The following is a 24,470-nucleotide window of genomic DNA, read 5'->3' on the forward strand; positions in this document are numbered from 1 at the left end:
GTATTTATTAAATCACAATTCTGTATTTAGCAATTACAACTGCGTATGCAAGCCACATTCGCGGTGCTCTTCTACTTTAGTCGGATCGAAGTAATCGAACTCATTCGGTAGGTTATGTTCTTCAAGATAAACATCCAAATCGCTATCTGTCTTATCAAATAACGGTGCGACTTTTAACACACCGTCTTTAGATAGGCTAAGCACATCAAGACCTTGACGGAATTCGGTTTGATCTTTACGAATAGCATTGAACCAAACATCAGGCTTTAGCTCATCTAAAGCGCGGCGGAATGGCTCAAGCTTCACTTGATCGGTGAACTCATCATGTAGTGGGTTATCAATACCAGGGATGCCTTCCATCGTCACGTCACGATGGGCAGCAGTTTGCTTAGGAATATAGGTGATCACGTTTAAATTTAAATCACGAATGACTTTATTGGCAAACTGGTAAGTGGCGTCAGTATTATAGCCAGAATCTACCCACAATACGGTGATGTCAGGGCGCAGCGATGCGACCAAATGCAAAATCGCTGACTCGTAAGGACGGAAGTTAGTGGTAATGATTGGATTTTTCGCTTGGCTTAATGCCCATTCTACGATTTGTTCTGGCGTTTGACCTTGCAAGTCTTGGTTGGCTTGATCGATATCTAGATTTGGGTGTAATTGGCTCATGGTAGATTCCTTGATGAAAGCTCATGTAAAAATGATTTGAGTGAAAAGTAACTAATATAAGTGCTTATGATTTATTCTAAAACTAAGTGCCTGCAAACATCGGTAATGCGCTAGCATCGCGTCCATCGTAGCTGCTGGCAAGCGCATTAAATGCTTGACTGATATCAGAGATAGATTTCATATCATGCTCACTGAGCACAAAGCTATCTGCGCCCGCGCGTAAAAGGTAAGCAATTTGGTCACGGCCAAACTTGCCAGCCATACGAATCTCACCCTCGTAGCCTATTTGACGCAGGGTTTGCGCATAACTAAAACCACGTCCGTCGGTAAATGCTGGTACATGGATCACAATCAAATCTTGTTGTAATAAAAACTCTGACAAACCAACCAATGTATCAGTGTCATTATTTGACGTAACCCAAACGCCAACACGGCTGGCATGTTCGGTCAATAGCTCGTTCAGCTGCTGTAATAGCCCGCCAGCAAGCTTGCCTTCAGCATTCAATAAGTCAGTGAGCGGCAATACGATATCGAATTTTTCTTGTTTATGTAATAGCTCAAGCAGCGATATATGGCTAAGAGCAATGCCATCTGGTAGCTCATCGGTATTAAGCGCCAACCACGTATCACTTTGACCGATATCAATACCTTTGCTGTTTAACACATGATGATTACCCATAGACCTTCTCCTTAAAAGGTGCCACGCCAACGCGATTGACCAAGTCACTAAAAGCTTCTACATCGTTCTCATTGCCCACGCGCTGCTCTAAATAGACGTCCAGTATTTTTTGTAGGGTAATCGCCACATCTTCGGCTGGTACTGCTTTACCCAATATTTTACCGACTTTGGCATCGTTACTAGAGTTACCGCCAAGGCTGATTTGATACCAATGCTCACCCTTTTTATCGACACCAAGAATACCGATATCACCCGTATGATGATGCGCACAAGCATTCATGCAGCCAGACATATTGAGGCGAATCTCACCCAAGTCATAAAGATAGTCAAGGTCATCGAACTGCTTTTCGATTTGTTCAGCGATATTATGAGTCGTGGCATTGGCGAGTGAGCAGTAGTCCCAACCTGGGCAAACAATCATATCGGTTAGCGTGTTTATATTGGCACGTGCTAAATGCAGATCCGCCAACTGTTCCCATAGCTCATATAGTTGATTGGTTTGCACATCAGAGAATACGAGATTTTGCTGATAAGTACCGCGCAATTCACCAAAGCTATATTTGTCTGACAGATCCGCGAGAGCATCCATTTGTGATTCGCTGACATCACCAGATGGTACGTAGGTTCCGTCGACCAAGCCTGCCTTTAGCGAAATGACGACAGCGCGATAGCCTGCTATTTTATGCGCGACTGTATTTTGGTTATACCAATCAGCAAAATCTTTATTCGCATTGAGTTGCTGTTGCAAGTCAGACTGTACTTGTAAGGCATCAAAACCAACATAATCAGGCTCACTAAAGAAGCCAATAGCAGTGTCAAAATTGGCATCGGTCAGCGTTAGTGGACCATCTTTGGTATGAGCTTCCCACTCAGCATCGACCAATTTCGCAAAGGCAGGACCGCCCATGCTCTCGACCAATATTTTGATACGCGCTTTGTATTTATTATCGCGGCGACCATGCAGGTTATAAACGCGCAAAATAGCGTCTAGATAGCTAAGCAGATGCTGACGTGGCAAGAATTCGTTAATCACCTTACCAATCACTGGTGTACGGCCAAGACCGCCACCCACCAATACTTCAAAACCAATCTCGCCTGCATCATTGGTTTTTACATGCAATCCCACATCATGTACTTGCGTCGCCGCGCGGTCATTGGCAGTACCAACGACAGCAATCTTAAATTTACGCGGTAAAAAAGCAAATTCAGGATGAAAGGTAGACCACTGACGGATAATTTCGCAATAAGGACGTGGATCCGCAATCTCTTCTTGATGAATACCCGCATAAGGATCGGTAGTCGTATTGCGAATACAGTTGCCCGACGTTTGAATGGCATGCATCTGTACTGATGCCAGCTCCGCCAATATGTCTGGCACGTCTTCAAGTTTTGGCCAATTCAACTGGATATTGGTACGGGTAGTAAAGTGCCCGTAACCCTTATCGTATTTACGGGTAATCTCTGCCAATTTACGCAGTTGATAGCTGGCTAGTAGACCGTAAGGAATCGCAATACGTAACATCGGCGCATAACGCTGAATATAAAGGCCGTTTTGCAACCGCAGCGGCAAAAATTGCTCTTCTGGCAGTTCACCCGCCAAAAACCGTTCGGTTTGGTCGCGAAACTGAGCGACTCGTTCTTCTACCAAGGTTTGGTCAGCGTAGTTATATTGATACATGACGTAATCTCAATTTTGTTTTTAGTCTTAAAAGCAGCGACGAAAATGATTTGCGTGTGTAATATATTTTGTTGTCGATCGCAATGTGTACCGTTCAGCTTTACATCATATAAGCTTGTACTTCAAAACATAAATTCCTTTAAGACATATACATATCCAAACACAGCATAAATTTTCATAACGAAAGTTAGGTAGCCTATGCTTATCAAATTTAACCCCTAAAATTTAATATCTGGTAATGCACGACTTTAACTGACGATCGTTAGCATCTTATTCATAAAGTTACCTTTTAAGCCATTCACTTGCTGTTATTCAACTCTTTTTTCTATACATTGAGGTTTTAAAATTACTATGACATCTACTATTGCTAATCAAAAGCCATCACAACTCGTTCCTCCACATGGCAGCGATGTACTCAAACCACTATTACTAAACGGTGACGCTCGCAGCGAAGCGCTGACACTTGCCAGCACATTACCGACCATTACCTTAAGCTCTCGTGAGCGCGGCGATTTAATTATGTTCGGTATTGGTGGCTTTACACCACTGAACGGCTTTATGAATCAAGCGGATTGGCAAGGTGTCGTTGACAACATGCGCTTGCAAAGTGGCGACAACGCAGGCTTGTTTTGGCCGATTCCTATTACCTTGTCAGCACCTAAAGCCACTGCCGATAGTTTAAATCAAGGTGACAAAGTTGCATTGGTCGCTCAAGATGGCGAAATCATGGGTATCTTAACGGTAGAAGAAACCTATACCATCGATAAAGCGCATGAGTGCCAGCAAGTCTTTACGACGACTGATAGCGAGCATCCAGGCGTACAGCAAGTATTGAGTCAAGATGACGTCAATATCGCCGGTAGCGTAGAAGTATTGAGCGAAGGCGAGTTCCCAACACTATATCCAGAGATTTATAAAACGCCTGCTGAAACGCGTGAAATATTGGACGCTAAAGGCTGGAAAACAGTTGCGGCATTCCAAACGCGTAACCCAATGCACCGCTCGCACGAATATCTTGCCAAGATTGCCATCGAGATTTGTGACGGCGTATTGATTCACTCATTATTAGGCGCATTGAAGCCCGGTGATATCCCAGCAGACATCCGTCAAGAAGCGATCAAAACTTTGATTGATAATTACTTTAGACAAGACACTGTGATCCAAGCCGGTTATCCGCTAGACATGCGCTATGCAGGCCCACGTGAAGCGTTGTTACATGCGCTATTTCGTCAAAACTATGGCTGTAGCCATCTGATTGTGGGCCGTGATCATGCAGGTGTTGGTGATTATTATGGTGCTTTTGATGCGCAGACCATCTTTGATCACGTGGGTAAAGACGACCTCATTACTCAACCATTGAAAATTGGATGGACGTTCTGGTGTAACGCTTGTAATGCGATGGCGTCAGACAAAACTTGCCCGCATGACGCTTCTGAGCATGTCAAAGTATCTGGAACAAAGCTACGTAAAGCGCTCTCAGAAGACCTTGATGTACCAGAGAACTTTAGCCGTCCAGAAGTGTTGCAGATTTTGCGTGATTATTATGCTGGTATTGCTTTTGATGAGCGTGCTGAGGTTAAATTGGTCGGGGCTTCTGCAGTATAAAAATTTATATTAAATGTGAACTATTAACAATAAAAAAGGGTCAGATGATAAGTCTGACCCTTTTTTTGTTATTTGAACGTTTTGAACATCTCGTGGTTAGCTGAGCTCTAAACCACCTGCCAACTTTTGATAGTCACCAACCAATGTGCCACCGCCAGAGCAAAAGTAGTTAAGCGCGTATTTATCTTGGCTATCAATAGTCAATTTATCATCTTTAAATTGAAAAAAAGCCGTACTGTCATTGACCTTGCTCTGAAAAATAATGCCGTGTGCATCATCTTGACCCATCAATGTTGCTTTGCCATCAAAATAGCAGGTCGGTTTTTTGACATCGCTGCGCGCACGTATCTTAATGTCAATCTGCTTATCACCGTCTGCTTTTACCATCACGGCTACCCAGTCATCGCCTTGCGTACGCTTAGCATAACCCTCAGAAGCATAGTCACCAACGATGACTTTTACAGCAGGCGAGAGTGTCGCTGCAGGTTGCGTAACGCTGTGAGTATCCACATTGGCTTTTATAGTGTTATTACAACCACTCAAAGCAAGCAGCGCTGCACTCGTCAAAGAGAGGGCGGCAAAAAAACGCGAGTAACAAGAGAAAGAAGTAATCATTAAGTTGCCTTGGGTAAGTGAGTAAGTGATAAAAATTGCTTTGCAAAATGGATGTTTTTGATTGAATTAAACAGTTTTAGGTAGCAGTCGTTTATTTGCAGCGATTATAGTTGATCCACTTTTAAAAGAGTACGGAACTACTGGGGTTCATTATTCGCAGCCTCTGTCTGCGTAGGCACAGCAAGCAAGAAAAATTAATCCCAGTAGTGATTGATAATATTTGTATTTCTTTTATTAAGGACTGACTATACAGCGCCAGCGAGAATACAGCTTACACAAATATTCGTCTACTGAGCAAGCAATACGATAACTTACGTAAAAGCGACGGCTTATCTTTATATTCCAAAAGCAGCTCCTAAAAATATCCATTATAGAATAACTCATAATAGCGCTACTAATCATCGTGCTTATGCCAAGTTCACCACTCGATAAGCGTATTCGTCACTAAGCGTTTGTTATCTATACTGCTAGCATATCTCTCATCAACAAAAAAACCAATGTATCTCCCAAAATTCTTACCATCACTGCCTTTGTTATCCTTATTTATAGAATTAATAAAATAGTAAGGTCCACAAGTGGCAGCATGACATTATCGAGAGCGTCTATGCAAACGACCAATATAGCCAAGAATCAGCCTTTGCGTCATACCTCAATGACTGATAATCAAGTGATTCAAAATAAAGCACCACGTACCTTGATAATGGGTGGTGTGCTGACAATGGCGGTATTCATGACGGGCTGTAGCCCTACTGAATCTAAGCAAAGTGAGACCCAAAACGGCGCCCAAAAATCAGCAGCGCCGTCACAAGATATTGATTTGTTGAATGTCTCTTACGATGTCTCACGCGATTTTTATAAAGACTATAATACCTTATTTGCCAAAGGCTACCAAAAAGAGCATCCCAACAGCAAAGTACATATCAATCAGTCACATGGTGGCTCGAGTAAGCAAGCCCTGTCGGTTGCTAATGGTCTACAAGCGGATGTGGTGACCTTTAACCAAGAAAGCGATATGAATCTATTGGTCGAAAAAGGCTTGGTTGCTGCTGACTGGCAGAAAGCGCTACCAAACGGCGCGGTCCCTTATACCAGTACCATGGTTCTATTGGTACGCAGCGGCAATCCAAAGGGTATTAAAGACTGGCAAGATTTGGCACGTAGTGACGTAGCTATAGTAATACCAAATCCGAAAACCAGTGGTACGGCGCGTTATGCCTTTTTAGGTGCCTACGGTTATGGTCTGCATCATTTTAAAGAAACGGTCGAAACCTCTACCAAAACAGATACCTTTATCAAACAACTTTTGGCAAACGTCGTCACTTATGACAATGGCGCACGTGCAGCAACGACCAGCTTTACCCAACGCGGTCTAGGGGACGTGCTTATCACGACCGAAAACGAGGCGCATTTGGCTGCCAAGCAATTTGCCAAAGGGCAAGTCGATATCGTCTATCCAAGTTATTCAGTGTTGATTGCCAATCCTGTTGCAGTGGTGAATGCGGTGACTGACAAAGCGGGCAAAACAGAAGCGGCAAACACCTATCTAAAAAGCTTATGGGACACGCCAGCGCAAGAACTGATGGCACAGATGTACATGCGTCCTAGTAATGAGCAAGTACTTGCCGCCCATAAAGGTACTTTGCTTGATATTGAGACGTTTGAGCCAGTCAGTGTCTTTGGTCCTTGGACACAGATTATGGAGACGTTTTTTGTTGATGGCGGGCGTTTTGATAAGCTGGCAAGCGTGCAGTAAAGGTAACCAAAAAGGTAATCAAGTTGTTCAGTTATAAGCCATTTGATTCAGACATTCATGCTTAGATGAAAGGCTGAATTAAATGGCTGAATTATTAGCGGATAGCCAATGATCATTAAAAATATTTAACCTATGCATTACTGATAAATTTAAGTTATTGATAATCTTATATTTCTCATTTCTTTATTCCATTTTGGCAATAACATACACATATTCATCATTAAACATAATAAGATAGCACTGTTAGCATACTTACATTACTTATCAGACATTTTTTGAGGCAGCCATGACATCATATACCGCAGGTTATAAAAATAAGACACTTAGCGCCCTAAGTATCGCCGGTGTGGCGCTCACTTTAGGCATTGCAGGCTGTAGCAACAACGAAAAAACTGAGCCAGCTGCCAATGCAGAGGGTACGCCAGCAGCAACAGAAGGGCAGGACATCGAAATATTGAACGTCTCCTACGATGTCGCCCGTGATTTTTATAAAGACTACAATCCATTATTTGTTGATCATTACAAAAGCGAGCACCCAAACAGCAATATTCTTATCAAGCAGTCGCATGGTGGTTCGAGTAAACAAGCCCTGTCGGTCGCGAATGGTCTACAAGCCGATGTCGCAACTATGAACCAAGGCTCTGATATTGAGCTGCTTGAGAAAAAAGGCTTGGTTGAGTCAGATTGGGAAAGCAAATTCCCAGACAATGCCGTACCTTTTACCAGCACCATCGTCTTCTTAGTGCGCAAAGACAATCCAAAGGGCATCAATGATTGGGCAGATTTGACCAAAGAGGGTGTTGAGATTGTCATGGCAAACCCAAAAGTGACGGGTAACGGTCGCTATGCCTTCTTAGGTGCTTATGGTTATGGCTTACATGCTTTTAATAAAGATGAAGCACAAGCGGAAAAATACGTCAAAGACATGCTAAAAAACGTCAAAGTCTATGAAAGTGGCGGACGTGCGGCGACTACGACATTTGTACAGCGTGGTATCGGCGATGTCTTGGTAACGTTTGAGAACGAAGCCAACCTTGCAGCAAAAGATTTTGGCGTCGGTCAAGTCGATATTGTTTATCCAAAATACTCAATCAAATCTGAAAGCCCAGTTGCTATCGTAAAAACCGTCACTGATAAAAAAGGCACCACAGATGCCGCCAAAGCTTATCTTGATTTCTTATGGAGCGATGCGGCCCAGCAATTAGCAGCTGACTTATACTTACGCCCAAGTGTGAAGAGTGTTCTTGATAAAAACAGTGATAAATTGCCACCTATCGACACCTTCCGTCCGAATGACGCTTTTGGCACTTGGGATGAGATCATGAGCACGTATTTCAGTGATGGTGGTTTGTTTGATAAGTTAGCGGTTAATGCGCCTCAGTAACAACGGTAGTACTGTGAGTAACCGACGATAAAAGCCGTTACTTATTCAAGAATTTATTTGAGTACAGCGACTGCATTATTTGACTATTAATCAGTAACGCACGACATCATGAAATTATGTCAATCTCATAAAGGACATGGCCGACAACGCTATGTCCTTTATACCATGAGCATATTCATAATCTCTTTTTATCATGCTTTTTTCTTTATATCGATACGATAGAGTGCTTACGATAAGTACCATCAGCTAGGCAATAGGACACTATTATGAGTGCAACAACACCTTCTACCATCAAACCCGTGCCGAAAAAAGGCTGGTTAACACGCTTGCGTCAGCGCAATGTGCTACCAGGGTTTGGGTTAAGTATGGGCATCACTGTCTTTAGTTTGTCACTGTTGGTAGTACTGCCGTTTGCCATGATGGCCTATACCACAACCCAAATGGGCTGGACGGGATTTTGGGAGACTATTAGCCAACCACAAGTCACGGCAGCGATCAAACTCAGCTTATGGATGTCATTTTTGGCGATGCTAACCAATATGGTGTTTGGCACATTGGTTGCATGGGTGCTCGTACGCTATGAATTTTGGGGCAAATCCTTAATAAACGCCTTAGTAGATTTACCCTTTGCACTACCGACAGCGGTTACGGGTATCTCTCTTGCGACTTTGTATGCACCTAATGGCCTTATCGGGCAATGGTTTGCCAAATTTGATATTCAAGTGGCCTTTACACCGATAGGTATTTGGTTGGCTTTGGTGGTCGTCAGTTTCCCCTTTATTGTTCGTGCTGTACAGCCCGTACTTGCGGAGTTATCGGTTGAGTTCGAAGAGGCGTCTGCGGTATTGGGTGCCAATCGCTTGACAACATTTCGCAAGGTGATTTTACCAGAGCTGTTGCCTGCATTATTGATGGGTGCTGGCATGATGTTTGCCCGTGCGACTGGCGAGTATGGCTCGGTTATTTTTATCGCAGGTAATATTCCGATGCAGTCTGAGATTTTGCCATTAATCATTATCAGTAAGCTTGAGCAGTTTGATGTTCAAGGCGCGTCAGCCGTTGCATTATTCATGCTGCTTATCTCCTTTGTGATTTTATTGACCATTAATATCGTACAGTGGAAGCTGTCGCGCCGTGTAGGAGCTCGCTAATGCAAATCTCTAATAGCTACGACTACCAAAGCAACCCAGCAACCAAAGATACGCCATGGGTACGCCGCACCTTTATTATCATTGCGGTTTTATTCATGGTTATTATGTTGGTAGTGCCGCTGCTAGCTGTGTTTTATGAAGCTTTTAAGGGCGGCTGGGAATTATATATTGCCTCTCTCGTTGATCCTGAAGCCTTGCAGGCGATTAGGCTAACCTTGATTACTGCTGCGATTGTCTTACCGATTAATATGGTGATGGGTATTGCCATTGCATGGCTAGTGACCCGTTATCATTTCAAAGGTAAGCAGTTGGTGACGACGTTGCTTGATTTACCATTCTCAGTGTCGCCCGTTGTAGCCGGTTTGATGTTTGTTCTGTTGTTTGGACTTAATTCTACGATTGGTGGCTGGCTTGAGAGCATGGGTTTTCAGGTAATTTATGCCGTACCCGGTATTATTTTAGCAACGTTATTTGTCACCTTTCCTTTTGTGGCGCGTGAGTTAATACCGCTGATGCAAACGCAGGGCGATAGTGAAGAGCAGGCAGCATTAACGTTAGGCGCGACGGGTTGGCAAACGTTTTGGCATGTGACACTGCCCAATATCAAATGGGCGCTGCTATATGGTTTGATTTTGACCAATGCACGGGCGATGGGGGAGTTTGGTGCGGTAAGTGTGGTCTCAGGCCATATCCGCGGAGAAACCAACACTATGCCGCTACTGGTTGAGATTGCCTATAACGACTATAACTTTACCGCCGCGTTTGCCTTATCGAGCTTACTTGCCGCGCTTGCTTTGGTCACGTTACTTATTCAGCAAATCATGACCAAGCTACAAGATCACAAATTTGCCAAGTCTGAACGTTTGATAAGTGCGCCTGAACTACCAGTCAGTGCTAATGATACTGTTACAGAATCGGCAGGCAAATCATAACGGTTCATAGAAGCCACTATTGCTATACGCCATACTATTGAAACTATCTGCTACGATAAAAGAAATAATAAGAGACACCATTATGAGCATCGAGATTCGTAACGTTAATAAAAAATTTGGTAACTTCACTGCCTTAGATAATATCAATATCACAGTACCTACCGGCAAATTGACGACTTTATTAGGTCCTTCAGGCTGCGGTAAAACCACTTTGCTGCGTATCATTGCCGGTCTTGAGTATGCAGACTCTGGGCAGATATTATTTGATGAGCTAGACGTCACCAATACACCGGTACAAAAGCGCCATATCGGTTTTATGTTTCAGCACTATGCGTTATTTCGACATAAAAATGTTGCTGACAATGTAGGCTTTGGTCTGACATTACTACCAAAAAACGAGCGCCCCAGTAAAGCGGATATTGATAAGCGCGTGGCTGAGCTATTAGATTTGGTACAGCTGCCACAAGTGGCAAACGCTTACCCGCATCAGCTATCAGGCGGCCAGCGGCAGCGTATTGCGCTGGCTCGTGCACTCGCAGTTAAGCCAAAACTACTGCTATTAGATGAGCCATTTGGGGCGCTGGATGCCAAGGTGCGTAAAGAGCTGCGAACTTGGCTAAAAGACATACATCATGAGCTTGGTATCACCAGCATCATGGTGACTCATGACCAAGAAGAGGCAAGGGCGGTATCTGATGAGATTGTGGTCATGAACCATGGTCGCGTCGAGCAAGTGGGCACTTCAGAGGCGCTGATTCATCATCCAGCCAATGCCTTTGTCAGTGATTTCTTAGACTTGGTTTAAAGTTCAATCAAGAGTTTTAGCAATAGCGCATAAAAAAGACCTCATAATGAGGTCTTTTTTATGCGGCTAATATAAGCCAAAGTTATCTAAGCAAAACTTTCACTGCCTACTAGCATTAGGCTAGTTTTAGCATGGCTCTTTCTTTGATTGATATCTGCTTATAGGTAGTGTCCAAGATGTCTTGACACCATTCTGGCAAGTCATTTGCGACCTCGTACCACATCCAGGTTCCATCACGAACACAATTTAGGATGCCCAGTTTTTTTAAGTGGTTGAGATGGCGCGATATCGTTGGCTGTGGTTGATCAAGTATCTCTACTAACTCACCGACGCAGCGTGATTCTTTATTATATAGGATTTGGAAAATCTTCAAGCGCGTAGGGTCAGATAATACTTTAAACAACTCAAGTGGTTGTATCATAGAATTATTATTAGACATGGGTCAATTCCAATGTATATTTAGTTAATAGGAGGACAATATAACAGCAGTTATCCTTAAAATCGATTAAAAAATGAGCAAATTTACAGTTCGTCGCCATTTTGCTACCTTTGATACCGTCGGTTTACATGGATTGCTATATTCAGTTACATGGATTGATTAAGATCAACATAACCATAAATCTGTCACTAACTTGACTGAAAAAGTCACCAAACACTATTGTAAATGCTAATAATTATCGTTATTATAGCGAATAACACGTTAGTCAATCACAGTAGGAAACCATTTATGTACGTCTGTATCTGTAATGATGTCAAAGAAAAGCAAATAAAAGCTGCTATCGCTTCTGGTATCGATACGTTAGATGGCTTAAAAGACATGTTAGATGTCGCCACCTGCTGCGGCTGCTGTGAGCCTATGGTAAATGATTATCTAGAGGAGCATCATGCTAAGCTCGAAGTATTGGCTTATGCTGTTTAAGCGCTAAATAATTATAAGGCTTTATGCTCTAGCTTGTGCATCCTAATCGTGTATAAGCCTTGATAAAACAGGATTATATTCACTATTATGCATTTACTATTTTAGCATTATACCTAAAGAGTAGGTTGCAAGCGTCCATATAACTCCACTGATACTCCACATCAAAACTAGATCTAGCTACTTCTATTGGGAGTTTGCTATCGCACCTGTTGCTGATACGCTAATACAAATAGTGGTTGGTTATGATTCTCAGTTCATATCGTTACAAGCGTTAAGCTCTCTCTATGCTACTATATCCTTCTTAATATGTAAGGGCCTTCGTTGATTTTAATCTTTACTGATTGGTCTACTAATGGCACTTTATATATATGCAAAATTATGAATGTATATAACAAACAATGATACATACAGGAGTGTAAGTGATGATTGGCAACCCTAAAGTGATTGATTATTTAAACTTTTTGTTAGGTGGTGAGCTTGCAGCTCGTGATCAGTATTTTATCCACTCTGAGATGTATGCAGAATGGCATTACGGTAAATTGTATGATCGTATTAGCCATGAGATGGAAGATGAGACCTTACATGCACAGGCAATTATTCGTCGTATTTTGATGTTAGGCGGCACGCCTAAAATGAGCGTCGACGCGATTAATATTGGTACTACTGTACCTGAGATGCTACAGCTCGATTTAAATTTAGAATATCAGGTACAAAAACATCTTAAAGACGGTATCGCAATGTGTGAAGAAGCGCATGACTATGTCACACGCGAGATGTTGGTCGTGCAGCTCAAAGACACGGAAGAGGATCATGCCCATTGGCTTGAGCAGCAGCTACGCTTGATTGATATGATTGGTCTGCCAAATTATTTGCAAAGTCAGATGGCTGAAGTCTCTTCAAATCTTGTTTGATAGTAACGGATAATAATCGCTATATAGTTAAATCAAATATCCAATAGATAGGGAGAGAGAATATGAATGGGGATAAAGACATTATCCGCGCGCTGAATAAAGTGCTGGGTCAGTCGTTGATAGCCATCAACCAGTATTTTTTACATGCACGTATTGCTCGCCATTGGGGCTTAGAATCATTAAACGAAAATTTCTATAAACAGTCTATCGCAGAGATGAAATGGTCTGATGATTTGATTGCACGGATTTTATTGCTAGGTGGTTTACCCAATTTGCAAGATTATGGCAAGATGTTCATCGCTGAAGATGTGCCTGAAATGATTGACTGCAATTTGCGCTTAGAAAAGCAAAAGTTTAGCATTATTACCGATGCGATTACTTTGTGTGAAACGCAGCAAGATTATGTATCACGTCAGCTATTGGTTACTCTAAAAGACGGTAATGAAGAGTATCAAGACTGGCTTGAGACGCAAGAAGACTTAATGAAAGATGTCGGTATTCAAAACTATATCCAATCGCAGATGAATGACGATTAGATATTAGCAACTCTCATTGAGTCACAATAAGCCAGCCTATGTTTTGCTCATAATCCAAGCATAGGCTGGCTTTTTTTGGTCTATTTTTATATTTCAAATACAACCTTTCAATACTCACTTTTAATATAAACCACGACCGTCCTCGGGTTTTAAGCGTAAAAAATGCAATCCTGAGAGAATGGTAAAGACACCCAATATCCAATAGGTGGTTTGAAAGGCGGTCAATGTATCCATTTGTAGGCGCTCACGTAGCAGAGTGAGCAACGCAGCGCCAAAGGCAATACCAAAGCTGATGGCGAGTTGTTGGTTGACAGCCATCAGGCTATTGCCGCTACTGGTTTGAGTACCATGCAGGTCGCCAATAGTAATGGTGTTCATCGCACTGAACTGCATAGAGTTACATGCGCCCATGACAGTTAAAATAGGTATAAACCACATCCACTGCGCCGCATCATTAAACTGCGCCAAGATGATAATCAAGATACCCATAAAAGTCGTGTTGTACACTAATACCGTGCGATAGCTATAACGCTGGATAATCTTACTCACCCAAGGCTTGATGCCGATAGCACCTACGGCGATAGGGGCAAGTAGCCAGCCAGCTTGCGAGGGAGAGTACTCGAACACCACCTGCAAAAGCAACGGCAGCAAAAATGGCACAGCGCTAATGCCAAATCTGGTAAATAAATTACCCGTGATACCAATGCGAAAGGTGCGGATATCAAACAAACTCAATGGAAATAGCGGAGCTGTACGACATTTGGCGTGCCAAATATAAGCACCGAGCAATACACTTGCCAGCAGCCCAAGTAGCAGACCATAAACTCCACGCCCGACTTGTGCACCAAATTCTACCGCCAAGGTAAAACCACAAGCGGCAGCGGCAAACAACAAAAACCCTGTCCAATCTAGACGCTTGGTATCCTCAAATAACGCTGGTACCAGTTTTTTGCCCATGATAAAACCAAAAACACCCATGGGTATGTTGATTAAAAATATCCAGTGCCAACTGGTGTACTGTACGATATAGCCACCCAATACCGGTCCAACCAATGGCGCAACCAAAGCGGGGATTACCGCAAAGTTCATCACCGTTAAGAGCTTATTGCGCGGATAAGACTTGACCAAAATTAAGCGTGCAACCGGCGTCATCATCGCGCCGCCGATAGCTTGTACGATACGAGAGCCTATCAAAAAGTCCAAGGTCGGAGAAGCGGCACATAATAGCGAGCCGATACAGAATATGATAATGGCGGACAAGAACACGCGGCGTGTGCCATATTTATCGGCTAAAAATCCGCTAATAGGAATAAAAATCGCCAAAGTAAGTGCATAGCTGATGACTGCCCATTGCATTTGTAGTGGCGATTCGCCCAACGCTTGTGCCATCTGTGGTAGGGACGTGTTTAGAATAGTAGCGTCTAAAATTTGCATAAATAACGCTACCGCCAGTACATAAGGTAGGTATTTATCTTGCGTTGGAGTCAGGGCTACCATTTTGCTTTCACCATATCTTAAAACCGTGGCTCGTGGAAACTCACCTTAATCGACAGTAAATTTTCAACAAAGCCATTATATTATGCGTAGTATAAAAATAACTGCCGAGTAGTTAAAGAGCAGCATAGTAACCATTCAAAAGGACTGATCTAAATAGTTGCTATCTACAAGAAATAGTTTAGCTAAAAGAAATGGCTTAATAAATTTTTAAAATATCTGTCATTATCTTATATCCTAAATACTACTTCACTTAAACATCTCTACCATATAAATTACAAGACAGGACTTTAATAGCATGATCAGTCCCCGTTATAGTAGAAGGTATATGGTAGAAACCACCATTTCTAAAATATGACAATCAATACAACAAAAAATAGGTCACATTATGAGTCAGGATAACAATTCTACGAACGATCAGATAGAGAGCTATACACCGCCCAAAATTTGGACACAAGATAAAGAAAACGGCGGCAAATTTGCAAGTATCAACAGTCCAACCGCTGGTGCACGACAAGATAAGGCACTGCCAGTAGGCGATGCGCCATTACAGCTATATTCATTGAATACGCCTAATGGTGTTAAGATAAATATCTTATTAGAAGAGCTTGCTGAGCTTGATATCAAGGAAGCCGCATACAATGCTTATCTGATCGATATCTCAAAAGGCGATCAGTTTGGCTCGGGCTTCGTCGCTATTAACCCAAACTCGAAGATACCGGCTTTGGTCGACCATAGTCCTAGCGAGGCTGGCGAGCCGTTAGCTATCTTCGAGTCTGGCGCTATATTAATGTACTTAGCGGAGAAATTTGGCAAATTCATTCCGATGCAGCAAGGTAAGGCACGGGTAGAATGCTTGTCTTGGCTAATGTGGCAGATGGGCAGTGCGCCTTTCTTAGGTGGCGGTTTTGGGCATTTTTACGCCTATGCCCCAGAGCCAATGGAGTATCCTATCAATCGCTATACCATGGAGGTCAAACGCCAGCTTGACGTCCTTGACCGCCACTTAAAAGACAATACATATATAGGCGGAGATGAGGAGTCTGATTATAATATCGCCGATATGATTATTTGGGCATGGTATGGTCAATTGGCACTTGGCAAGCTCTATGAGGCGGCAGAATTCTTACAAGTGGATGAGTATCAACATTTACAGCGCTGGGCGAAAAAAATTGCTGAACGTCCAGCCGTTAAACGCGCGGTGAACTTAGTCCTTGAGCCTATTGCTTAGACCAATTGCCACGATAATTCATCTAAGTGGCTCATTTATCTATCCGTAAATGTTTGATATAAAAGGTAAAAAATAAAATAATTCTGTATGTTGACGAACAAAAAGGTTAATAAGCACCTATCTTATTAACCTTTTTCTGTTTTAAATATTCATTATTCCAAATATATATATAGATATAAGCATTTGAGCTATACTTTGTTAATTACATAATGGTACATTAGTACAACAGATAGAAACATGGATGCGTTAAGATAGCAGCCTCCACCCAAAAAGGGTAGGCGCTTAAACCTCTTCTATTGATGAATGATGATTATGAAGGAGAATGATATGCTTAGGAATAGACCAACCCTCTTATTGAGTGCAAATGGTGCTAGTAGCCAGAGTGGTGTTGTCAAACCTAAATACTCAAACAACTCTCATATCAAAGCGCCGTCTAAAAAAACAAAAAAGATAACAAAAACCATGTCAAAAAGAATTTTATTACCCCTCCTTACTGCTATCAGTACCACGTTATACAGCGCCGCAGCTAGTGCTGATACGCCTATAGATTTTACCAGCCAAGATTGGCAAGTGGTCTGTGACAACACACGTACTTGCCGACTGGCGGGTTATCAAGCAGACAATGATAACGAATTGCCAGTGTCTTTATTGTTGATACGCCGTGCAGGTGCCAATGCCACGGTTGATGCTCGGGTTAAGCTTGGCGGTGCAAGAGAAAATTCTGCCAAAGCCTTGATGCAATTGGGTAACCGTCACCGGATATCTTTATTTATTAATGATAGAGATTATGGCGAAGCCAAGCCTTTTTCAGGTGCGGCTGGCTATGCTGAGCTCACCTCACCGCAAGTCACAGCGCTGTTAGAGGCACTGACCAAATCAAGCAAGATAGAGCTGGTTATCCGTAATACGCGTTGGCGCTTGTCCGATAAAGGGGCGAGTGCGGTCATGCTAAAAGCGGATGAAGCACAAGGTCGAGTGGGCACAGCCAGTGCTTTTGTTCGTACAGAGGGCGCCAGCAAATCTAACAGTAGTGTGTTATCGCCTAAGTCAATACCAGCGATACGGATGGTGATGCCCAATCCAAAAGCCACCTCTGGTAATAAGAAAAAATTCGTCATGCGCTCATCTCAGTTATCAGATCTGATGAAAGGCACCATAAAAGATATCAGTAGCGACTGCCCAAGCCTATATGACAAATCGTCATGGAACGTCAATCGCCTAAACAGCAAGCAGCTGTTGGTACAGCATAATTGCTGGACAGGTGCTTATAATGCAGGTAAGGGTGTCTGGGTAATCAATGATACCAAACCATACGAGCCAAAGCTGATCACAAACAACGCTACCGATTACGACAAGGGTCAGATCACTTCTGTCCAAAAAGGTCGGGGTCTTGGCGACTGTATCTCTAAAACCGAATGGTTGTGGACGGGTAAGGATTTTGAGAAAAGTCATGAGAGTAGCACTGGTCTGTGCCGTATGATTGAAGCGGGCGGTGCTTGGCAGATGCCCCTATACGTCACTGATGTGAAACTATCCCGTTAATATCAATGGCTACAATGCCTCATTGCTTGCTTTTCTTTTAAAGCGGTAATGATCATTTATTCGATATTCTTTAGCGTAAATGCGGCGCGCATGATAAAAATATTTAATGCAAAAATACCTATATTATTAATCATGTATAGCGCACCAACTCCTGTATTATAGCTATTTTCTACAATAATCGTAAAAACAGCTACTGATTACGATTTTGTTGTGTTATACTGCGTCGCCACGTTAGCATAGTCTAATGTGAATTATGAGATTGATAACATCGCCTGCGATTTTGGGTCTAGGATGACCGAAAGTAATTGTTGCCGATGATTTTGTGTACTTAAATAATCCTATTATTTTTGACTCATATCTTATCTACGGACCCTTTGTAGGGGCTAGATTGGTTGTTATTTACCTTTATCTGCTTTGGAATAAGCATTGATATCGAGTTTTTAGCAGACAAAGATGAGACACTCGGCACTACCACCAAAATACGTCAGACAGCACGAACGCCTTTATATAATTTTGACAAGCCTTATGGGTTTGGCATGTAATTATCATTATTTTGATAATCAGATTATATGGGTAGCGTGGTGAACGGTTATCAGTGGTATGCATCAAGTTTGCTGAATTTACAGCAGCTTATACTTACCAAGGATACTCATGACTGACATCTTATCTGCAATCGCTGCTGAAAACGGCATTATCGAAAGCACTGACACCCCAAACACTGACACAAATACTCAAGCGGCTGCTACTGACGCTGTTGATGAAAACCAAGTTACTTTTACTGATCTTGGCATCGCTAAGCCTATTCTAACTGCACTTGATCGCAGTGGTTATACCAACCCAACGCCTATCCAAGCACAGGCGATTCCTTTTGCTCTAGCAGGTCGTGACCTTCTATTGTCAGCGCAAACAGGTAGTGGTAAAACAGCAGCATTCGTTATTCCTGTTCTTGACCGTTTGAGCCGTGCTACTAGCTTTGACAAACTAACCAAAGCACTTATCCTAACACCAACGCGTGAACTTGCTCAGCAAGTACATGACAGCGTACGCACTTATTCTAAAGATATGCGCGGTCTGTTCTGTGTACCATTAGTTGGCGGCGCACCATACAACGGTCAGATTACTGCTTTGAAAAAAGGCGTTCAAGTTATCGTTGCGACCCCTGGTCGTCTACTTGACCATATCAATGCTGGTCGCGTTGACTTATCAAGCCTAGAAATCTTGGTACTTGATGAAGCTGACCGTATGCTGGACATGGGTTTTGCTGATGATATCAGTGATATCCTACGTGCAGCACCAACGGATCGCCAAACAATCATGTGTTCTGCAACTTGGGATGGCCCAGTAGGTAAAATTGCTGCCAGCTTCACTAAGAACCCTGAGCGTGTATCAATCAAAGTAGAGTCTGCACACATCGAAGAAAAAGTGTACTACTGTGATGATTTTGATCACAAAAATCGTTTGCTTGATAAAATCGTTTGCCAGCAAGATATGGAACAGATCATTATCTTTGCTGCTACCAAACGTAGCACTGAAAAACTGGCCAAACAGCTACAAGAAGCAGGTCATAAAGCCAGCTTCCTACATGGTGACTTGCCACAAAGCAAGCGTAACCGTATCGTTCAAGACTTGCGTAATGGTAAAGTCAAAATCCTAGTAGCGACTGACGTTGCTGCTCGTGGTCTAGACATCCCAGCAATCTCGCACGTAATCAACTATGACTTACCGCGCCAAACGGAAGATTACGTTCATCGTATCGGTCGTTGTGGTCGTGCTGGTCGTACTGGTATCGCTATCAGCTTATGTAGCATGGATGACCGTCCACAGCTAAACGCTATCAACCGTTATTTAGATCGCAAAATGGAAGTATGTATCATCGAAGGCATGGAGCCTAAGAAGACTTATGTACCTAGCGAAAACAAAGGTAATGGCCGTGGTCGCGGCCGTGGTCGTTCAAACGGCGGCGGTAATGGTCAAGGTCGTGGTCGCGCGGGCGGTGGCTATCAAGGTAACCCCGCTAATGCTCGTGGTCGCTCAAGTGACAGCGCTCCAACCGGTCAACGCGCAAGCAATGACAGCGGTTATCAAGGTAAGCCACGTGACGCGTCAGGCAAACCAAATGAGCGTTCAGGTGGCAAGCCGTATCAAGGCAAGCGTACTGGTGCTCCTAGTCGCGGTGATAGCACTGGCGTTCCACGTGGCGAGCGTGCTGCAACGGGTCGTGGTCGTCCAAGTGGCAGCCAAGGTCGCCCAGCTGGTCGTTCAGACAGCCGTGGTCAAGGTCGTCCAACTGGCGGCAACCGTGGTAACAACTCGTAATAGCCTTGTTTTAAACGATTAATGATTTTTGATAATCATGCCTTAATCGTCTAAAGATATTTCAAAAAAAGCCAGATACTTGTTATCTGGCTTTTTTGTGTCCAATAGTTTGATATTAACCACCACGTAGAGATATGACCCAAGTATATGAAGGTATTTAAAAACTCTGGCTTATTCAAAGCTTTTAAAATTAAGCTTTGTACTCGATAGTTACTTGCGCGTTTTTTTTGCCTTGTCTATACTGACAAACTTTTACTCATCGTGTGCTGTGGAGCCAGTTGATGCCGGATATTTCTTATTTAGCTATTGAAAGCTTGCCATTAGCGTTTGGCATCATTATGGCGATTATTGGTTTGGTATTTTATACCCAAGCATTGCCTGGTAAGTTTTGGCAACGGTTTTATGCGGTGTTACCGGGTATCGTGCTGTGCTGTTTTATACCTGCGACGCTAAATAGTCTAGGCGTCTTCGCTGACGGTATTGGCTCGCAGATTTATGGTTTTACTGCTACCTATCTGTTGCCAGCCAGTTTGCTGTTAATGACCTTGTCGATGGATGTACCGAAGATATTGGGTCTAGGCTGGAAAGCGATTGCGATGTTCTTCGCTGCTAGTATCGCTATTGTCATTAGTGGTCCTATTAGCTTGGGTATCGCTAAATGGGTGTCGCCTGAGATGTTTACCGATGATACGCTATGGCGCGGCTTTTCAGCGGTGGCGGGTAGTTGGATAGGAGGAGCTGCTAACCAAGCAGCGATGAAAGAGTTGTTTGGCGTCAGTGATGATCTGTTTGGGATGATGATATTGGTCGATACCACCAATGCTTCACTGTGGTTATTGGCTATCTTAGTATTGGCAAAACACAGTGAAAAGATTGACAAGTTTTTACGGGCGGATAGCAGTAGCATTGATAAGGTCGTCAAAGCCGTTGAGAGCTATGAGCGTGACAATGCTCGTCCAGCGACTTTAAATGACTTGATGGTGATGTTTGGCTTATGCTTTGCTATGGTAGGTGTCGCACACTTTATTGGTGGGCAGATTGCAGGTTTTTTTGCGCCTTATAGCTGGGCGGTACAGTACAGCTTTGCCAGCTCGTTTTTTTGGATGGTAGTGATCATCACGTTAATCGGCGTGGTCTTCTCTTTCACTAAAATACGCAGACTTGATCATATTGGTGCTTCAAAAATTGGTACCGTCTTTATCTTCATATTGATTGCTGCTATTGGTATGCAAATCAATCTCGCCGGTATCGTCTCACAATGGCGACTGCTACTAATTGGTTTGCTTTGGATGAGCATTCACGTCGTGATTATTTTTGCGGTCGCTAGGATAATTCGTGCGCCGTTTTTCTTTTTGGCGGTCGGCTCCAATGCCAATACTGGCGGCGCGTCATCGGCACCGATTGTTGCCACGGCATTTCACCCATCACTAGCGCCAGTTGGGGTATTTTTGGGTATTTTAGGCTATGCCGTGGGTACCTTTGGCGGTTATATCAGTACGCAGATGATGCGGCTGGTGGTGGGGTAATAGCATTTTTATCAGTATTGACAGCTTTTATCCAAATAATCACCCAACCACCTCAAAAACTCATCTCCAGTTGTTGATACATTTAGGCGCAGATGGTTTGAGGCGCGCGCATCTGGATAAAACAATTGCCCCGGTGCGACCAGCCAGCCTTCTTTGTAGGCATCTAGTGCCAGCTGGCTCGTATCCTGCCCCGTATCTACCCAAACAAAGAGACCTGCTTGTGTATGCTCAGGGTAGATAAGTCCTATCTTTGGTAATGCGTTGCGCATTCTTTCATGAGCGCTATATAAATGCTGCTGCACTTTTTTAATCTGCCGACGATACTCACCATGCGTCCATAAATGATGGCAAACTCGTTCACCAAATTCTGGCGTATTTGAATTGCTTAAGGTTTTCATACGTAATACATCATCAATATGCTTATCAGGACAGACCAACATGCCGACACGCCAGCCGGACGCCATCGACTTTGAAAACCCTGTTGCATAAAAAACCCGTTCAAACTGGTCAAGACTGGCATAACGCAATACTTGACCACCTGGTACGAATGCAGCGTATAAATCGTCCTCAAAAATATAAGCGTCGTACTCATGAATAAGATTGAGCACTTGGTGCGCTCGCGCAGGATGCAGGTTATAAGAAGTCGGATTATGTAGCACACTGTTGGTTAAATATAGCTTAGGACGATGCGTGGCAAATAGCCTTTGCATGTGCTCGATATTAGGCCCTTGATGGTCACGTTCTACAGAGACGACGTTTAAACCCTGTTGTTGCAGGCAACTCGATAGCCAATACCAGCCCGGCCCATCAACGACCACTGTATCCCCAGCTTGAGTAAGAAGCCGCGCCACCATGGTCACGGCTTGCGACACTCCTGCTGTAGTAATCACATGGTCAGCATTAGTTTGCATGCCTAGCGTATGTAGGTGTTGAACCAGCGGTAGATAGCCGTGAACATTGCCATAATCATAGATAAAGCTATCGGCTTGCTGGGTGACCTGCCGTATGGCCCATTCCATCTTATCATTACGTATCCAGTCTCTCGGTAATGTTCCCACCCCTGGCGAGCGATGATGCGGAATATCACTAAAGACCTGCTGTACCAGCCAGCGCGTGTCTATTACTGGGTGCTTAACGACCACTCTTTTATCATCATTTGGCTGAACTACTTTTACTTGCGTATTGACATAATAGCCCGAGCTGGGTTTGGCGATTAATACGTTGGTAGCCACCAACTGCTCATAAGCTTGTACCACTGTAAAGGTTGATATATTTAATAGTTTCGCTAACTTTCGCACCGAGGGAACACGCTGATTGGCCAAGTAAATCTGCCAGTCAATACGCTGCTGTAACCATTCAGCGACGGCGGCAGTCTTGGTTAAATTTGGATTGAGCGTATAGGTTTCGACCATAATGAATGTGCTTATCTCTTCAATATAATGATTAATTGTAACGTTAAGAGTAACTATACACTTTGTTCACCATTAGTAAAACTGTATCGGGTCTGTTATGGGTATTTAGACTATAGTTGATTCTTAAGATTCAAACATTAATAACAACTAATAATAGCTATTCTAGGATAAGCATATGACCCTTCTACACATCGCTCTAGCTGTATTGGTTGCCTTTATTTGGGGTGTAAACTTTACCTTTATTGCCTGGGCGCTTGAAAGCTTTCCGCCACTAATGTTAACTGCGCTACGTTTTTTCTTTACTGCCGTGCCGTTGGTTTTATTCCTCAAGCCGCCTAAATTCAACCGTACGCTATTTATTTATGCGATAGGCACCTTTGTCATGCAGTATGCTTTTGTATTCACCGCCATGCATTTGGGTGCATCGGCAGGATTGACAGCGCTGTTGTTGCAAGTTCAGATCTTTATTACCGTATTACTGGCTTTTGTCATACTGGGTGAAGCAGTGAGTCGCATGCAGATCATCGGTATGGTAGTCGGTGTGCTAGGACTGGGTGTCATTGCGTTAAACCTTGGCGGTGATATGCCCTTGGTTGGCTTTATCTGCATCTTGATTGCAGCCATAGGCTGGAGCTTTGGAAATATTGCTTCAAAACAGGCCTCAACGCAGCAGAGTACCAGTAATATTTCTACTGCCTTGCCTGTCAATAGCAACAACAAAGCTTCAAATAAGACATCGGCACTGTCGGCGCTAGCACTGGTGGTATGGGGCGGTCTGATCGCCTGTGTGATTTTGACGTTATCTTCTCTACTATTCGAAACTGAAGCATGGCAATTCGCGACGTTCACGCAGGCATCCTTCAAGTCTTGGCTATCGCTTGGTTTTATAGTCTATATCTCAACCCTGATTGGCTTTGGACTGTGGGCACATCTGCTGGCGCAAAATACTGCCTCCAAGGTTATGCCCTTTGCTCTACTGGTGCCCATATTCGGTATGGCGACCTCAGTGCTGTTCACAGGAGAGGTGGTGACATGGTGGAAGATGCTGGCGATGATGCTCATCTTATCTGGATTGATATTGGCTAATGTGAAGATGGGCCTAGGCAGGAAGCCTGCTCACGCATAGTAATAAATAACTTATAGCTTCCTATAGGGTTAGTAAGAATAGACAAAAAGAGCAGTGCATCACATATGAAGCATTGCTCTTTTTTTTATTCTGAACGCTTTATATCCCACTATAATAAGATGAAAACAGGCCACTTATTGATACAGCTGTACACTCACAGTCAAAAACTCTGCACGCACAGTC

Annotated in this window: 21 protein-coding genes; 14 read left to right on the forward strand and 7 right to left on the reverse strand. The window is 43.3% G+C overall.

Annotated elements, in window-relative coordinates; translation table 11 throughout:
- Positions 1-33 precede the first annotated feature (33 nt).
- The 3 genes from H0262_RS07980 to H0262_RS07990 form a co-directional block, all read right to left on the reverse strand.
- Positions 34-672, reverse strand: a complete 639-nt coding sequence (locus H0262_RS07980; protein ID WP_149491658.1) for a phosphoadenosine phosphosulfate reductase family protein — start codon at positions 670-672, stop codon at positions 34-36.
- A gap of 82 nt (positions 673-754) precedes the next feature.
- Positions 755-1,351 carry a DUF934 domain-containing protein gene (locus tag H0262_RS07985; RefSeq protein WP_181210372.1) on the reverse strand — a complete coding sequence of 199 codons (597 nt, stop codon included), beginning with the start codon at positions 1,349-1,351 and terminating at the stop codon, positions 755-757.
- Complete coding sequence (locus H0262_RS07990; RefSeq protein ID WP_181210373.1) at positions 1,344-3,029, reverse strand: nitrite/sulfite reductase; 1,686 nt, start codon at positions 3,027-3,029, stop codon at positions 1,344-1,346. The genes H0262_RS07985 and H0262_RS07990 overlap by 8 nt, the downstream gene beginning before the upstream one ends.
- A 351-nt stretch (positions 3,030-3,380) precedes the next feature.
- On the opposite strand from H0262_RS07990, the gene sat reads away from it, so the two are divergent.
- Entirely contained in the window at positions 3,381-4,634 is a 1,254-nt protein-coding gene (gene sat / locus H0262_RS07995; protein WP_181210374.1) for a sulfate adenylyltransferase, read from the forward strand.
- A gap of 96 nt (positions 4,635-4,730) precedes the next feature.
- Here sat and H0262_RS08000 read toward each other — a convergent pair whose 3' ends face one another.
- On the reverse strand, positions 4,731-5,249 hold the full coding sequence (locus tag H0262_RS08000; RefSeq protein ID WP_181210375.1) for a hypothetical protein: 519 nt from the start codon (positions 5,247-5,249) through the stop codon (positions 4,731-4,733).
- A 583-nt stretch (positions 5,250-5,832) separates the two neighbouring features.
- Here H0262_RS08000 and H0262_RS08005 point away from each other — a divergent pair.
- From H0262_RS08005 to H0262_RS08025, 5 genes are all read left to right on the forward strand, one after another.
- Positions 5,833-7,002, forward strand: coding sequence for a sulfate ABC transporter substrate-binding protein (locus H0262_RS08005; protein WP_041772259.1), 1,170 nt, complete (start codon positions 5,833-5,835; stop codon positions 7,000-7,002).
- 286 nt (positions 7,003-7,288) lie between these two features.
- A complete protein-coding gene (locus tag H0262_RS08010) occupies positions 7,289-8,386 on the forward strand; it encodes a sulfate ABC transporter substrate-binding protein (protein ID WP_011513721.1) in 1,098 nt (365 codons plus the stop codon).
- A gap of 266 nt (positions 8,387-8,652) precedes the next feature.
- Positions 8,653-9,537: a sulfate ABC transporter permease subunit CysT gene (cysT, locus tag H0262_RS08015; RefSeq protein WP_011513720.1), complete on the forward strand. Its 885-nt coding sequence runs from the start codon at positions 8,653-8,655 to the stop codon at positions 9,535-9,537.
- Positions 9,537-10,469 carry a sulfate ABC transporter permease subunit CysW gene (gene cysW / locus H0262_RS08020; RefSeq protein WP_011513719.1) on the forward strand — a complete coding sequence of 311 codons (933 nt, stop codon included), beginning with the start codon at positions 9,537-9,539 and terminating at the stop codon, positions 10,467-10,469. The genes cysT and cysW overlap by 1 nt, the downstream gene beginning before the upstream one ends.
- An 82-nt stretch (positions 10,470-10,551) precedes the next feature.
- On the forward strand, positions 10,552-11,274 hold the full coding sequence (locus H0262_RS08025) for a sulfate/molybdate ABC transporter ATP-binding protein (RefSeq protein ID WP_181210376.1): 723 nt from the start codon (positions 10,552-10,554) through the stop codon (positions 11,272-11,274).
- A gap of 115 nt (positions 11,275-11,389) precedes the next feature.
- On the opposite strand, the gene H0262_RS08030 is transcribed toward H0262_RS08025, so the two are convergent.
- Positions 11,390-11,713, reverse strand: coding sequence for a helix-turn-helix transcriptional regulator (locus tag H0262_RS08030; protein WP_011513717.1), 324 nt, complete (start codon positions 11,711-11,713; stop codon positions 11,390-11,392).
- Positions 11,714-12,001: 288 nt separating this feature from the next.
- Between H0262_RS08030 and H0262_RS08035 the strand changes: the two genes are divergently transcribed.
- The 3 genes from H0262_RS08035 to bfr (H0262_RS08045) all read left to right on the forward strand — a co-directional run bounded on the left by H0262_RS08035 (position 12,002) and on the right by bfr (H0262_RS08045) (position 13,640).
- Complete coding sequence (locus tag H0262_RS08035; protein WP_181210377.1) at positions 12,002-12,193, forward strand: bacterioferritin-associated ferredoxin; 192 nt, start codon at positions 12,002-12,004, stop codon at positions 12,191-12,193.
- A gap of 422 nt (positions 12,194-12,615) precedes the next feature.
- On the forward strand, positions 12,616-13,104 hold the full coding sequence (gene bfr / locus H0262_RS08040) for a bacterioferritin (protein WP_011513715.1): 489 nt from the start codon (positions 12,616-12,618) through the stop codon (positions 13,102-13,104).
- A gap of 62 nt (positions 13,105-13,166) precedes the next feature.
- Complete coding sequence (gene bfr / locus H0262_RS08045; RefSeq protein WP_020443555.1) at positions 13,167-13,640, forward strand: bacterioferritin; 474 nt, start codon at positions 13,167-13,169, stop codon at positions 13,638-13,640.
- A 120-nt stretch (positions 13,641-13,760) separates the two neighbouring features.
- Here the strand turns inward: bfr (H0262_RS08045) and H0262_RS08050 are convergent, their stop codons facing one another.
- Entirely contained in the window at positions 13,761-15,137 is a 1,377-nt protein-coding gene (locus H0262_RS08050; RefSeq protein WP_181210378.1) for a DHA2 family efflux MFS transporter permease subunit, read from the reverse strand.
- A gap of 385 nt (positions 15,138-15,522) precedes the next feature.
- Between H0262_RS08050 and yghU the strand changes: the two genes are divergently transcribed.
- The 4 genes from yghU (at position 15,523) to H0262_RS08070 (ending at position 21,749) form a co-directional block, all read left to right on the forward strand.
- Positions 15,523-16,365, forward strand: coding sequence for a glutathione-dependent disulfide-bond oxidoreductase (gene yghU / locus H0262_RS08055; RefSeq protein ID WP_181210379.1), 843 nt, complete (start codon positions 15,523-15,525; stop codon positions 16,363-16,365).
- A gap of 462 nt (positions 16,366-16,827) precedes the next feature.
- Positions 16,828-17,907 (forward strand): DUF1176 domain-containing protein, encoded by a 1,080-nt coding sequence (locus H0262_RS08060; RefSeq protein ID WP_259275434.1) that lies wholly within the window; start codon positions 16,828-16,830, stop codon positions 17,905-17,907.
- 651 nt (positions 17,908-18,558) lie between these two features.
- Positions 18,559-20,223 carry a DEAD/DEAH box helicase gene (locus tag H0262_RS08065; protein WP_020443552.1) on the forward strand — a complete coding sequence of 555 codons (1,665 nt, stop codon included), beginning with the start codon at positions 18,559-18,561 and terminating at the stop codon, positions 20,221-20,223.
- Positions 20,224-20,504: 281 nt separating this feature from the next.
- Positions 20,505-21,749 carry a DUF819 domain-containing protein gene (locus tag H0262_RS08070; RefSeq protein WP_020443551.1) on the forward strand — a complete coding sequence of 415 codons (1,245 nt, stop codon included), beginning with the start codon at positions 20,505-20,507 and terminating at the stop codon, positions 21,747-21,749.
- A gap of 11 nt (positions 21,750-21,760) precedes the next feature.
- On the opposite strand, the gene H0262_RS08075 is transcribed toward H0262_RS08070, so the two are convergent.
- Entirely contained in the window at positions 21,761-23,161 is a 1,401-nt protein-coding gene (locus H0262_RS08075; protein WP_181210381.1) for a PLP-dependent aminotransferase family protein, read from the reverse strand.
- A 175-nt stretch (positions 23,162-23,336) separates the two neighbouring features.
- Between H0262_RS08075 and H0262_RS08080 the strand changes: the two genes are divergently transcribed.
- Entirely contained in the window at positions 23,337-24,287 is a 951-nt protein-coding gene (locus tag H0262_RS08080) for an EamA family transporter (protein ID WP_181210382.1), read from the forward strand.
- Positions 24,288-24,470: the final 183 nt, after the last annotated feature.

Origin of the sequence: Psychrobacter sp. D2 (genome assembly GCF_013608135.1) — a bacterium.
Classification (GTDB): domain Bacteria; phylum Pseudomonadota; class Gammaproteobacteria; order Pseudomonadales; family Moraxellaceae; genus Psychrobacter; species Psychrobacter cryohalolentis.

Coding starts and splice junctions, on each gene's coding strand:
- H0262_RS07980 (WP_149491658.1), bottom strand. CDS start 672: ATGAGCCAATTACACCCAAATCTAGATATCGATCAAGCCAACCAAGAC.
- H0262_RS07985 (WP_181210372.1), bottom strand. CDS start 1,351: ATGGGTAATCATCATGTGTTAAACAGCAAAGGTATTGATATCGGTCAA.
- H0262_RS07990 (WP_181210373.1), bottom strand. CDS start 3,029: ATGTATCAATATAACTACGCTGACCAAACCTTGGTAGAAGAACGAGTC.
- sat (WP_181210374.1), top strand. CDS start 3,381: ATGACATCTACTATTGCTAATCAAAAGCCATCACAACTCGTTCCTCCA.
- H0262_RS08000 (WP_181210375.1), bottom strand. CDS start 5,249: ATGATTACTTCTTTCTCTTGTTACTCGCGTTTTTTTGCCGCCCTCTCT.
- H0262_RS08005 (WP_041772259.1), top strand. CDS start 5,833: ATGACATTATCGAGAGCGTCTATGCAAACGACCAATATAGCCAAGAAT.
- H0262_RS08010 (WP_011513721.1), top strand. CDS start 7,289: ATGACATCATATACCGCAGGTTATAAAAATAAGACACTTAGCGCCCTA.
- cysT (WP_011513720.1), top strand. CDS start 8,653: ATGAGTGCAACAACACCTTCTACCATCAAACCCGTGCCGAAAAAAGGC.
- cysW (WP_011513719.1), top strand. CDS start 9,537: ATGCAAATCTCTAATAGCTACGACTACCAAAGCAACCCAGCAACCAAA.
- H0262_RS08025 (WP_181210376.1), top strand. CDS start 10,552: ATGAGCATCGAGATTCGTAACGTTAATAAAAAATTTGGTAACTTCACT.
- H0262_RS08030 (WP_011513717.1), bottom strand. CDS start 11,713: ATGTCTAATAATAATTCTATGATACAACCACTTGAGTTGTTTAAAGTA.
- H0262_RS08035 (WP_181210377.1), top strand. CDS start 12,002: ATGTACGTCTGTATCTGTAATGATGTCAAAGAAAAGCAAATAAAAGCT.
- bfr (WP_011513715.1), top strand. CDS start 12,616: ATGATTGGCAACCCTAAAGTGATTGATTATTTAAACTTTTTGTTAGGT.
- bfr (WP_020443555.1), top strand. CDS start 13,167: ATGAATGGGGATAAAGACATTATCCGCGCGCTGAATAAAGTGCTGGGT.
- H0262_RS08050 (WP_181210378.1), bottom strand. CDS start 15,137: ATGGTAGCCCTGACTCCAACGCAAGATAAATACCTACCTTATGTACTG.
- yghU (WP_181210379.1), top strand. CDS start 15,523: ATGAGTCAGGATAACAATTCTACGAACGATCAGATAGAGAGCTATACA.
- H0262_RS08060 (WP_259275434.1), top strand. CDS start 16,828: ATGTCAAAAAGAATTTTATTACCCCTCCTTACTGCTATCAGTACCACG.
- H0262_RS08065 (WP_020443552.1), top strand. CDS start 18,559: ATGACTGACATCTTATCTGCAATCGCTGCTGAAAACGGCATTATCGAA.
- H0262_RS08070 (WP_020443551.1), top strand. CDS start 20,505: ATGCCGGATATTTCTTATTTAGCTATTGAAAGCTTGCCATTAGCGTTT.
- H0262_RS08075 (WP_181210381.1), bottom strand. CDS start 23,161: ATGGTCGAAACCTATACGCTCAATCCAAATTTAACCAAGACTGCCGCC.
- H0262_RS08080 (WP_181210382.1), top strand. CDS start 23,337: ATGACCCTTCTACACATCGCTCTAGCTGTATTGGTTGCCTTTATTTGG.